This window comes from Winogradskyella psychrotolerans, assembly GCF_018860545.1.
Lineage (GTDB): Bacteria > Bacteroidota > Bacteroidia > Flavobacteriales > Flavobacteriaceae > Winogradskyella > Winogradskyella psychrotolerans_A.
This window is the reverse complement of the sequence record NZ_JAHKPN010000002.1, coordinates 264,615-277,332: the sequence shown is the minus strand read 5'-3', so window position 1 is coordinate 277,332 and position 12,718 is coordinate 264,615. Positions and strand designations below refer to the sequence as shown.

At 33.7% G+C, this 12,718-nt stretch carries 11 protein-coding genes; 2 read left to right on the top strand and 9 right to left on the bottom strand.

Annotation, left to right across the window (positions count from 1 at the left end; all coding sequences use genetic code 11):
- Nucleotides 1-77: 77 nt before the first annotated feature.
- The 3 genes from KO515_RS01165 to dprA form a co-directional block, all read right to left on the bottom strand.
- Nucleotides 78-3,335 (bottom strand): T9SS type A sorting domain-containing protein, encoded by a 3,258-nt coding sequence (locus KO515_RS01165; RefSeq protein ID WP_215934539.1) that lies wholly within the window; start codon nt 3,333-3,335, stop codon nt 78-80.
- Nucleotides 3,336-3,537: 202 nt separating this feature from the next.
- Nucleotides 3,538-3,735 carry a hypothetical protein gene (locus KO515_RS01160; protein WP_215934538.1) on the bottom strand — a complete coding sequence of 66 codons (198 nt, stop codon included), beginning with the start codon at nt 3,733-3,735 and terminating at the stop codon, nt 3,538-3,540.
- Between the two features lie 353 nt (nt 3,736-4,088).
- Nucleotides 4,089-5,192 (bottom strand): DNA-processing protein DprA, encoded by a 1,104-nt coding sequence (dprA, locus tag KO515_RS01155; protein WP_215934537.1) that lies wholly within the window; start codon nt 5,190-5,192, stop codon nt 4,089-4,091.
- Nucleotides 5,193-5,582: 390 nt separating this feature from the next.
- Between dprA and KO515_RS01150 the strand changes: the two genes are divergently transcribed.
- Together KO515_RS01150 and KO515_RS01145 are read left to right on the top strand one after the other, a co-directional pair.
- Nucleotides 5,583-6,521 (top strand): SPOR domain-containing protein, encoded by a 939-nt coding sequence (locus KO515_RS01150; RefSeq protein ID WP_215934536.1) that lies wholly within the window; start codon nt 5,583-5,585, stop codon nt 6,519-6,521.
- Nucleotides 6,522-6,861: 340 nt separating this feature from the next.
- On the top strand, nt 6,862-7,371 hold the full coding sequence (locus KO515_RS01145; protein WP_215934535.1) for an acyl-CoA thioesterase: 510 nt from the start codon (nt 6,862-6,864) through the stop codon (nt 7,369-7,371).
- Nucleotides 7,372-7,380: 9 nt separating this feature from the next.
- Here KO515_RS01145 and KO515_RS01140 read toward each other — a convergent pair whose 3' ends face one another.
- From KO515_RS01140 to dut, 6 genes are all read right to left on the bottom strand, one after another.
- Nucleotides 7,381-8,604: a murein hydrolase activator EnvC family protein gene (locus KO515_RS01140; RefSeq protein ID WP_215934534.1), complete on the bottom strand. Its 1,224-nt coding sequence runs from the start codon at nt 8,602-8,604 to the stop codon at nt 7,381-7,383.
- Nucleotides 8,604-9,395: a DUF4292 domain-containing protein gene (locus tag KO515_RS01135; RefSeq protein ID WP_215934533.1), complete on the bottom strand. Its 792-nt coding sequence runs from the start codon at nt 9,393-9,395 to the stop codon at nt 8,604-8,606. Before KO515_RS01135 ends, KO515_RS01140 begins: the two co-directional genes overlap by 1 nt.
- Nucleotides 9,396-9,398: 3 nt before the next feature.
- Nucleotides 9,399-10,760 carry a tetratricopeptide repeat protein gene (locus KO515_RS01130; protein WP_354668259.1) on the bottom strand — a complete coding sequence of 454 codons (1,362 nt, stop codon included), beginning with the start codon at nt 10,758-10,760 and terminating at the stop codon, nt 9,399-9,401.
- Complete coding sequence (locus tag KO515_RS01125; RefSeq protein ID WP_215934532.1) at nt 10,753-11,067, bottom strand: antibiotic biosynthesis monooxygenase family protein; 315 nt, start codon at nt 11,065-11,067, stop codon at nt 10,753-10,755. Before KO515_RS01125 ends, KO515_RS01130 begins: the two co-directional genes overlap by 8 nt.
- Nucleotides 11,068-11,107: 40 nt before the next feature.
- Entirely contained in the window at nt 11,108-12,127 is a 1,020-nt protein-coding gene (locus KO515_RS01120) for a sugar phosphate nucleotidyltransferase (protein ID WP_215934531.1), read from the bottom strand.
- Nucleotides 12,128-12,264: 137 nt separating this feature from the next.
- Nucleotides 12,265-12,699, bottom strand: a complete 435-nt coding sequence (gene dut, locus KO515_RS01115) for a dUTP diphosphatase (protein WP_215934530.1) — start codon at nt 12,697-12,699, stop codon at nt 12,265-12,267.
- Nucleotides 12,700-12,718 lie beyond the last annotated feature (19 nt).

Below are 12,718 nucleotides of genomic sequence, written 5' to 3'. Positions count from 1 at the left end.
ATTTAGAGATTCTGTTGGTTTTAATAAAATGATTAATATGCTATTTAAACCTAGGGAGGTATTTAAATAAAAAGAGTTTAGTTAATAAGCTTTTTTGTGACTACAGTACCATTATCTAATGTAATAGCGACGATATATACACCTTTAGAGAATCTAAATTCTGTATCAAAAGAATTATCACGATTATCTACGTTATAATTGGTAATTTGTTTACCATTCATATCGTATACCGTTGCCGATTCAATAAGGTTAGATGATTTAAGATGCAAGGTTGCATTATTAATATACGCAAAGGTATCTGCTACCGAAACTTCAGAAATTGAAAGCGTTGAAGATGGTGTATATCTTAAAATAAAACGATCATTAAACTCACCGGCTTCACCTGTAAAACTGTAAGGTGATGTTCTTAAATCATGAATAACGTTTGTATACGTATCTTCTAAATATATACCTTGTTCTTGTTCTACAAATAAGTTTCCTTCTACTTTACCAATGGCAATTTTGTAAATTCCACTTGCATTTAATTCAATACCTAAGGGCACTGTATTGGTATCTACAAAAGGTAATGGAAGGCCTTGTATCACTAATTTTTCTTCTTCTGTAATTAAAGAATATAAATTGAACCCTTCATTATTAGTGTAAGCATCGTAAAGTCTGTCTTTTCCTTCTGTAGCTCCACTTGCGTAGCCTACTAATGTACTAATTGCCTTATCGTTTTCATTCGCTAAACTCAGCCAAACTAACTGTTTTTCTAAAGCTATAGTTTCTTCTGAACTGCTTCTGTAAAATTGAGAATTATCATGAGCAAATTCGTTTTCATCGTAACGCATATCATTAGAAAATGTAACATTAAAATCTGAACCACCTCTAACAGCCGCATTAATCTGAACAAAAAAGGCTTGCCCTGAAGCTATATATCCATTAAAACCTGAAGGATTTGAAGAACCTAAATCATTATACGCCACATATTGATCTCCATAATTTATGCCATAGTCATCATAAAAAGGATCACTTTCCGAACTAGTAGCAGCACGATTATGTGTCCATAAATACACACTACCCTCTATATCAGTATTATCCTCTAAGAATTTTTTAGCATTGATAGAAGAAGGATATGGATTTCCTATTAAATTCCAATCGATTTCCACTGTCGACATAGACCCAACAGTATTCGTTTTATACACATCCCATTCAATATTTCCATTATTTGGTACACCATTAAATGTCGCTGTATAATCGATAGCTTGTGGTACACGAGCAATATAGCCTCTACCTACAGACATTGTACCACTAGCACTGGCCCAATTACCAGTAGTTCCAGTTATATTATTAGAATCATTAGTATGCCATTCATACATAAGGTTTCCAGGAATCGAAGAGAATGGTGCATCCTCAACTGGAGATGACCAATAGATATAATCATTCCCATTTAGTGTCGTACCATCAACCGTTCTTTTCTTTATAATGTTGCCACTATTCTCCACATCATTAATTTGTACGAGACTAGCATCATCCTCTAAAGTAAAGGTACCAGCAGGTATTAGCTCTGTAGTTTCACCATCAACTGTTGTTGCAGGAATTTCGTCTTCAACTGTTAAGGAATTAAAAAGCGTTATGGATGAATCAGAAGGAATTACCACATCCTTTCCTGCTGTTACTGTACAATCGCAGCCCACTAAATCGGAAGATTTGCTGTAATGTTCAGAAAAGATTAAGCTTCTATCTCTATCATCTACAGTAATACTATTAAGCGTATATACAGATGGTAACTCCCAAGTTGTACCATTCCAATATGCTGGTGTTCCTCCTTCGCTAATGGTAAAAGGTAAGTCTACAGCACCAAAGTCATTAGACACTCTAACCCTGTATGTTACATTTTCTATATCTGACACGTCTAAACTTCCATTAATAGTATATGAACTTGTTGTTTCAGATAAACTAGTATGATTTTTAAACCACTCATATTTAATGTCTTCAGATGTAGATCCCGTAGGTTCATCAACACTTCCTAATACACTAAATGTAAGACTAGAATCACTTGGAGACGGTAGTCTACAAATAAAACGAGACACAGGTGATTTATCAATTATTGGAGATTTAATTGCAAAAGCTGATTGGTTATAGGCCATAAAAGACATATCTGATGAACCACCAGCACCCATATTAATATTATCTATCAATAAGATATTAGTATCATCAATTTGAAAATCATCTAACTGAAATGCAGCCATTCTATATCCTCTATGTCCACCGCTTGAAAACCCATTACCAGTAGATAAAGAGGCGTCAAAGTTCGTAGAAGTGTTCATTTTATAAAAATCTACATACCACTCAAATAACCTTAACGAATCATAGTTTTGAAACGCCACTTTAATTGGTTTACCAACGACATTACCTTCAACATCTGCATAATAATAAACATCTGTCCCTCCGGGTTGAGCCATCTGAGTTATTATTAAATCTGGGATGCCATCATCCGCTGTTCCTTCACTACCATTACCACTGTAAAATCTAATATCTGCATCATTATTAAAATTTGCAATACCAGTCCCTAAATCCAGACCATTATCTCCATCAATAATAACATCATAAACTGTTTTTCTAACGGCATCATTAAAGTTTATCGATCCAGAATAACCGTCTATTAGATCTGCCATTCCAATAAAGTTGTTACTATTAGGTGTTCCACTAACCCCATTAGTAGAATACGCTTTAAATTCTTGTGCCATATATATAACATTAACACCATCTACACCTAAGCTTGTTAATTTACTTTCAAGCATCGTATCATCAACACCAGTAGAAAAAATATAATCTACACTTCCATATGTCATTTTAAAACCTAGCAACTCATGGCTATCGTTTGGCCATGTCGATGTATTACTACTTAAAAAATCACCTGATTTCCAAAAATTCTCACCATTTCCATTTTGATCCCAAGACGTATAAACTTCTCTTACTCTATTTTGTGAGTTTGAACTTACAGTTTTACTTGTAGGTTGAACATATTCAATATTTCTATCTGGCACAGTATATGAATATCCCGATACCCCTACAGAAAGTTGCCCTGTTGTGCTACTACCTGTTCTAGTAACTTTAAATCTCATTTCGGTAGCACTAACAAACTCTTTAGAGTTAATACTAATTCCAGTAATAGTAATATTGTTTTGATCTCCTGAAGAAAAGCCTGTTCCAATAATAGTAATATTACTACTTGTTGTTACACGTGTAGGAAAAATATCCGTAACAACTTGCGAAAAAGACAAAGCACTTAATAAAAGTAAGAGCGTAGTCATTACTTTTTTAGATGAGACGAAGGATAAAATTGTATTCATAGGTTATATTATTATAATTCTTTTGAACAGACATTAATTAATGAAGACTAAGTCTAATGATAATATCTATTCAGTGTAAATTTGGGTTTAACACTGCAAAAGTGCAGCAGTTTATAGGATGCGCAAAAAAAATTAGTTGATGTGCCGTTAATATCCTTTTAAATGCACTTCGCGACACTGTAAAACACACAAATCGTGCCTTTTAAGACCGTTCAGTTGCTTCACTATTCTCAATTTTCTTAAAGTTAGGATGAAATGTACCACTATTCATAAACGGTGCAAAAAACAACGTATTAGTAGTCTCTTTCAGCACCTGACATTGAAATAATAGGGCTATGTGTTGGATAAAAAACTGGTAGGCATCGGAATGCTTCAGAATGGGTGTAGTTTGTAACCTCATAAGTAGGATCATTATTAAGTTTAACCATACGACCACAATTGGTAGAACAGTATTTTTTAATTTTATGTATTATAGAGGGACTACAAATATGATGAAAGTAATTGGAATAACCAAACAAAAATCCGACAAAAAGCATAATATATTCGACAAAGTGTAATTTTTTAAATATTTCCTACATAAAAATCACATAATAGTGTCGTGAATACACATGGAATCTCGAACTCCTTTTTAAGACTAGAGGTTGCCAATTACACTGATTTAAAACTTAACATTCGTAAACATCGATACTTTAAATGAACAACTAACACCAAATAAAACTTACTACGATTTGAACAATTTATTTTAGGTGTTAACTAAATCACCTCAAACAATTTGCCAGGTAAAGGCCTCACAACACCTTTTAATTCCATATTAAGTAAAATACCCGCTATTTTATAGGTTGGCATTTCACAACGAAAGGCAATAACATCTAACAGTTCTTTATTATTTTCTTTAAGAAAATTATAAATGATCTTTTCGTCGGGTTCAAGTTCAACAAACAATTGTTGCTGAATGACTGGCTTTTTATTGGATTCTAATTCCCAATTTAGCATATACGGGACATCCAAAGGATTGGATAATAAATGAGCTTTCTGAAATTTTATTAAATTATTGCAACCAATACTCTGACTATCCGTAGTTCTTCCTGGTACAGCAAAGACTTCTCTATTATAGGAATTCGCAATATCTGCCGTGACTAAGCTCCCACCTTTTTCCGCAGATTCTATAACAATCGTTGCTTCGCTTAGTCCTGCAATAATTCGGTTACGCTTTAAAAAGTTATTGCGGTCAAAATTGTCTGTACTCCAAAAATCCGTATAAAAACCACCATGTCTTTCTATATCAGCCACATACTTTTTATGCACTTTAGGATATATTTGATTTAAACCATGAGCTAAGCAACCAATAGTTTGGAGATTATGTTTTACAGCTGCTTTTTGTGCGGTAATATCGGTTCCGTATGCAAACCCAGACACAATTATAGGATTAAACGGAGATAAGGCTTCTACTAACTTTTCACAAAACGCAATACCATTAGTGGTTATTTTTCGAGCTCCAACAATACTTATAATACGTTGTTGCTTTATTTTGATGTTTCCAGATTGAAATAATACAATGGGACCATCAATACAATGTTTTAAACGTTCTGGATAGGTTTCTTCCGTAAAGTAATTAGCAGCAATATCATTATCTTTAATAAATTTCAATTCTTGCTGTGCCTCTTCGAGATGAATTTTATCATAAAGGCCTTGAATTGTAATGGTTCCAATACCATCAATTTTTAAAATCTTTGATTTCTTTTCTTTTAAAACCGCTTCAGCCGATCCGCAATGATTAATAAGTTTCTTGGCCGTAGTCGCCCCAATTTTTGGAACATGTTGCAAGGCTAATGCATAAATAAGTTGTTGATCTGTCATTGAACGCTAAGTACTTAAGAAAATAATTCCACTGTTTACGAATATAATTATTTAATTCTGAATGATTTGGACTTTTATTAAAGACACTATTAATAATATAATTCTTAGAATGGAAAAATAATTGTCGTGAAAAATCAATCGACATACTATAAATAAAAAAGATAATATTCATGCAAAAACACCCCTAAAGCCCCCCAAGAGGACAATCCACACCAATAGCATATAGAAAATTTTGATAGTTATGCTTTAGATAAAAAAGTATAGAATTACAATAAAATTAATTCTGAATTCAAAGAAAATCAAAGGCATAGAAAAAAATTTAATTTGATGTTAATAAATAAACGATACTTCACTTCTTTCAGAAATAAAAATTTTTAACTTTGCTCTCATATGCAGTTAGATACTTACATTAGCGACCTTTTATACCGATACGATTGTGTTACTGTTCCAGAATTTGGAGCGTTTTTAACTCGTCGTGTTTCGGCAAAAATACACGAGACCACCCATACGTTTTACCCTCCGAAAAAAGCCTTGTCTTTTAACGAGCAATTACAACAAAATGATGGCCTATTGGCGAATTACATTGCTGAGGTTGAAAAAATACCTTATGCGACTGCGTTAAGTCAAGTTTCTAAGCAAATAAAGTCTATCAAATCCTATTTGGTTGAAGGAGAAACTATTCAATTTAAAAATATTGGTGAGTTGGTTTTAAATGCAGATGGTAAAATTCAATTTGATCCGTCTAGCCACATCAACTATTTAACAGATTCTTTTGGGTTATCTCATTTTTCTTCAACAGACGTTACCCGCGAAGTTTACAAAGAAACTGTAGAAGTTATAGAAGAGACTGCACCAATTGCTTTAACCCCTGAAAAACGATCTAATCGTAACTGGTTTAAATATGCGGCTGCCGCAGTTGTTTTATTAGGTTTAGGTGGTTTTGGAGCTGCAACGTATTATAATAATACCATTGAAAACCATAACCAACTAGCACAAGAGCAAGCCAATGAGCAACTTGATGCTAAAGTGCAAGAAGCAACTTTTATAATTAGTAACCCATTACCTGCAGCAACGTTGTCTGTTGAAAAACAAAGTGGTAATTACCATATTGTTGCTGGCGCCTTTAGAGTAGAAGAAAATTCTGAAAAGAAAGTCAAACAATTAAGAGAACAAGGTTTTAAAGCACGTCAAATTGGTGCGAATCGTTATGGTTTACATGAAGTAGTTTATGGCAGTTTTGAAACTAGAGCAGAAGCCCAAAGTGAACTTTTTAAGATTCGTCGTGAGCATAATCGTGATGCTTGGTTGTTGATTAAGACGCTTAAATAGACTTTTAAGATCCGAGTTTTACCAATGCTTGCGTTTAGCTTAACGTGAATTATTACACAGAAATTCATGGAGTTTACACGTAGATTCACAGAGAAATAATTAGACAGACGTTATTTAAAAATTTAAATAGTTTAATCTCTCATTATATTTCGCCAAGACTTTTTTCACTTTTCACTTTTCACTTTTTACTTTTTACTTTTCACTTTTTACTTTTCACTTTTTACTTTTTACTTTTTACTTTTTACTTTTTACTTTTTACTTTTTACTTTTTACTTTTTACTTATAATAATACTACTTCATCTTAAAATCGCTCTATCTTTGCAGAAATTTTAAAATTCTTATGCATTCTAGAACCGCATTTCAATCTAAAACCATTAGTACCGATTTGGTATTACCAAGCGAAACGAACCCACTCAACAACTTATTTGGTGGCGAACTATTAGCCCGTATGGATAGAGCTGCTAGTATTTCCGCAAGACGACACTCTAGACGCATTGTGGTAACAGCGACCGTAAATCATGTTGCATTTAACAGAGCTGTTCCTTTAGGAAGTGTGGTAATGATTGAAGCTAAAGTATCTCGAGCATTTTCGTCTTCTATGGAAGTGTATATGGATGTCTGGATCGAAGACAGAGAATCTGGTGACCGTGTTAAAGCTAATGAGGCGATTTACACCTTTGTTGCTGTGGATGAAATGGGACAACCTGTAAGAGTCCCTGAATTGGTACCCGAAACAGAATTAGAGAAGCAACGTTTTGATGCGGCTTTACGTCGTAAACAATTGAGTTTGGTATTGGCCGGAAAAATGAAACCTGCTGATGCTACTGAGTTAAAGGCGCTTTTTGAATAGTCCTTTGATTTATTGGCGTGCCAACCAAGATTCTGGATTCAGTTTTAGATTATTTTTGTAAATTCTAAAATCCAGAAGGGTTTCTCCTGATATTTTATTAGTAAATACCTCACCAATAACCTGACCAGTGGTAATTTTATCTCCTTTCTTTACATGAATCTTTGAGAGGTTGTGATAAATCGTTATATAATCACCATGCCTAATTAAAATGGTTGGATTTCCTCTTTTCATTAGATGAATTTTAGAAACTTCACCATTAAAAACCGCTCTGACTTCTGCATTTTGCTCTGTTGCTATTTTTACACCAGAATGATTAACTTCCACTGAACTATCTGTTAAAGAACGTGTTTTACCAAATTTACCTTTAATAACACCTCGTGCAACTGGCCATCCCAATTTTCCTTTGTTCGCAGCAAAACTAGAGGCTAGTTTTTTTGCTTCAGGTGTTAAGACAAATTTTCCTGCAGAGGATTTTTTACCAACTTTTTTATTCGATGCCGCAATAGCTTCAGCAATTAAGCGATCGATCTCCTTATCCAATTGGTCAGCTTCCCGTTGTTTTTGTTTAATCTGAGTCGCGAATTTGCCCATATCCGTCTTAATAGAAGCCATTAAAACTTCACGTTGCTTTAATTCGCCTTCTAGTTCGCGTTTAGCAACCCGGTTTTCTTCAACTAGCTTCTGCTTATCTTCCTTTTGTTTAGATAGCTGAATATTTAATTCCTGTAATTCTTTAGTTTTAAGCTTTATGGATTCACCTTGTTCTTTCTGATATTCTCTATACTGTCTTATATATTGTAATCGTTTATAGGCCTGTTGAAAATTACTAGACGATAATAAAAACATCACTTTACTTTGTTCAGACTTACTTTTATAGGATTTTACAACCATTGCTGCATAATCATCTTTTAATTCTTGTAGCTGTGTTCTCAGACTGGTTATTTCTTTCTGATTGGCGTTGATTTCACGCGTTAATAAGTTGGCTTGTTCGTTAGTAATTCTAATTAAATTTTTTCTAACATTGACTCTGTAATTAATATCTTCAATAAGCGTAATGGTCGATTTCTCCTCTTTCTTTTTAGTAAATAATAAAGCATTAATTTGCTTAATCTCTCTTAACTTTTGCTGACGCTGCGCCTCTAATTCTTTTTGCCTATCGCTTTGAGCAACAAGTGAAAAACTGGACATTAAAAGCCCAATCACTAAAATTATATATAACCGATTTTTAGTCATTATTTGATTTCAATTTCTTTATAACCTGAAGGAATATTAAACGGAAAACGCACTTCATCATTCAAAGATACCGATTTAAATTCCATGGTAATAGCAACTTCATCAGTATCTTCAACTGCAATAATTCTAATGTTTTCTGGTATAATTTGCTTATCTACTTTCTGATAAGAAGAATAATCTACTTGAAGCATTCTTTTTTTCAGCGTTTGTTGCATTTGCAGACTATCCATCTTAAAATGTGAAGGATTAATTAGGTAGAACAACTCTATCAATGCATTTTGATCTTTTGGACTTACAGCATAAGAATTATTATTAACCGCAACCTGATAAGGCTGGTCGTTAAGATCGTAAATCGCTTGACCTAAAAGAATGTTTTGTACCTTCATGAAATCTAAATCTATACCTACAACATCACTCAATAGTTTATAATCTCCATCAAAATATTCGTTATCGAGTTTATTATAAAACCGCACTTTATTTGGAGTAATCATCATACGTGCCATACCAAATGAAGCACTTAACCAAATTACTTTATCTTTTTCCATTCGTAAGTTAAAGGTATGGCCTTGTTCCTTTTGACCCTGAATGAGATCAATAGCAACCCTAGCGTTCATGGTTTTAAAATTGACTTCATTCTTTTGATGCTGTTTAATCACCTGTTTTGCAGAAAGTTTATCACTTGCTTCACCAGAAGCTATAATACTTTTAGTAGAACCACAACTAAATGCTAATGTTATAAAAATTACACATAGGGTCAGTTTAAAATTTTTATATACTTGAGGTAACTTCATTATTTATTGGGCTTTTAAGGCTTTTGCCTTTTTAGCAAACGTCTCAGATTTACTAATATTATTTAAGGCTTTGTAGGCAATGCTTAATTCGGAATAAAAATCAGCTTCCATATTAGGATTGTCTATTAAAAAATCTAATCCCATTTCTAAACTATCAATAGCTTTCTTCGATGCGTTCAAATTATTATGGGCCACAGCATTTACCAAATATAAAATTGGTTGGGCAGGATATAATTCTAAAGCACGCTCACTGTCTATTATAACCGAATTGTAATCCTTTATATCTAATTGAAGTAGTAAGACATCTTTTATTAATTTAAAGTCATTAGGACTTTGTTTTAAGGCTTCTTTAAAGTTAGTAAGCGCCTTAACTTTATCTCCGGCTTTTAAATAATATTGTCCTAACTCACTATGGGTTTGCGCATCTTTATCACCATCTATTAGTGAAGTAATATCGATAAGATCCGTTTCGTATTCAGGATTTTTAGCGACGAAAGCCACAAAATCTTTAAGGACTTTGGCTTTAGCATCTGCATTGATTTCTGGACTTGTCAATACTGTTTTAACAGAACTGATGGCTTCATCCACCTTATCATCTTGTAGATAAAATTTATACAAGGCTAAATGCACAAATTTAGAATCTGGCTTTACTTTTAATAAGTTCTTAGCCGCTTTATACGCATTTTTTTGATCGCCTGTTTGACTATATCTATAAATGAGCTTTAAATGATTATCCTCATTATTCGGATTGTTTGCTATACGCTGTTCTAAGTTTTCAATACGATCATCGGCATTACCTGTAACACTATAAATATCATTTCGCATAGCATCTCTAGATTCGCTCAAACCATATTCGGCATCTAACTCATCTAGTAAATCTAAGGCTTGTTTATATCGTTCTTCTCTAACATAAAGTGCCGCTAAATCCTCTTTGTAATCAGGATGATATTTCACCAATTGCTTAATAGTCTTTAGGGCATTCTTAATATCATCTTGCTGAAAATAGACATCGTAAAGTTCATCTAAAAACCAAACGTTATCAGGTTGCATTTCGATAGCTTTTTTAAGATGTTCTTCTGCTGCACCAAAGTTTTTGAGCTTGTTGTAATTTTTACCCAGTTCAAAATAGATGACCGGTTTTTTACTATCGAGATTTAAGCATTTATGAAGAGATTCTACAGCACGATCATAATTTTCAATGCCTTTTTGCTTTAAAGCTTCAAAGAAATGTTCTTGAAATTCGTCTTCCACATTGCCTAAATCATCATCTGGTCGTTTATTGAAATCAACTTGGGCATAGGTCGTCTGCGGAACGATTATCATTCCGAAGATAAAAACTAATATCAAAATAAATTTCTTATTCACTTTGGTGTTGCTTTAACAGGTCTTCAATCATTTCAAACTTTTCTAACACTTCAAACTTTTCGCAAGATGCCTTCATAATGTCCCTAAGCTCGTTGGCTTCTTCTGGCAAATTTCCACCAGCATTATCAAACGTATTTTTATCTGGCCATTGCGCATAAGCAAAAAAGTTTAGCGTATCTTTTTTATGTAATCGCGATCCTAAACTTCCTTCGTATTTGTAAATCAATGTTGTTAACCCTTTCCAAGCTCCTATAAATTGGTCTTCTTGCTCAGGTTTTATGACAATTGAATACAATACAACGTACATAATTTCTTAATTTAAATACTGTGATTAGCGATGTCAATAACTATTCCATTGTTGTATAATCACCAATACTAATCTTAGTAAACTCACCATTATACTTTACATGATTACCAATCATAGCTTCGTCTAAATTAGCGTTTTTAATGATGGTTTGGTTTTGTATTAAGCTATTTTTAACGGTTGAATTTTCTAATACACAACCCTTTCCGATAGAAACATTAGGTCCAACAGTGGTGTTTTTCAAAACTGTTCCTTTTCCGATATAACACGGCTCAATCACTTTTGAATTTTCTAAAACAACAGAGTCGTCAATTAATTGCTCTTCTTTATCTGCCGTTAGGAAGCCTAACATTTTAGCATTCGTTTCTAAAGTCACGGTTTTGTTTCCACAATCCATCCACTCGTCAACGGTTCCAGTTTTAAAGATTTTTCCGTCTGCCATCATGCGTTTAATACCATCATTGATTTGATATTCTCCACCATTCATAACGTTTTCGTCTAAAACTTCTTGTAATTTCTCTTTTAAAACGGCAACATCTTTAAAGTAGTAAATGCCTATAACAGCTTGATCACTTACAAAGGTTTCCGGTTTTTCAACTAATTCTACTATGTTTTGATCAGTATTTAATTTTACAACACCATAGGCTTCGGGATTGGCAACACATTTTGTCCAAATCACACTATCCGCTGTTGGATCTAAATCGAATTCAGCTCTAATCAATGTATCTGCATAAGCAATTACAGCAGGTCCAGAAAGCGATGGTTCTGCACTCATAATCGCGTGCCCTGTTCCCAAAGGCTGATCTTGTCTGTAAATCGACGCTTTTGCTCCTAAGCCTTCCGCAAGTTCTGTTAAACTTTCTACAACATCTTCTCCAAAAAATGCTGGATCACCTAAAACAAAAGCAATTTCTTCAATCGGTTGCTTTAACACTTTGGCGATATCCTTTACTAAACGATGTACTATTGGTTGACCTGCAACAGGAATTAAAGGTTTTGGTACAGTTAAACTATGTGGTCTAAGGCGCGATCCTCGACCTGCCATTGGTACTATTATTTTCATCGAAAAATTTGTTTTTCGTTTCCGTGAAAACGGAAATCTATTCTGTTAAAATTTATTTATGCTTTTGGTTACGATTAAATAACTTAATCTAAAATCGAATAATACCTACAGGGTTTTTAAAACCTTGCAGGAAATTCCTACGAGACTCCCGTGCTTCCAAAACCACCTTCTCCTCTATCGGTATCAGATAATTCTATAACGTCTACCCATTCGGCACGCTCGTGCTTGGCGATGACTAGTTGCGCAATACGTTCACCATTGTTAATTTCAAAATCTTCATTTGAAAGATTAACTAAAATCACACCTATTTCTCCTCTATAATCAGCATCTATAGTTCCTGGTGCATTTAGTACGGTAATTCCTTTTTTTGCGGCTAATCCACTTCTTGGTCTGACTTGTGCTTCAATTCCAACCGGTAATTCCATATATAAACCAGTACCAACAATACTACGTTCTAACGGTTTTAAAATTCTAGATTCCGATAAGTTAGCGCGTAAATCCATACCAGCTGATGCGATAGTTTCATAATGTGGTAAAGCGTGATTGGATTTGTTTATTATTTTAATTTTCATGAATTAAATGTGTTCGCTG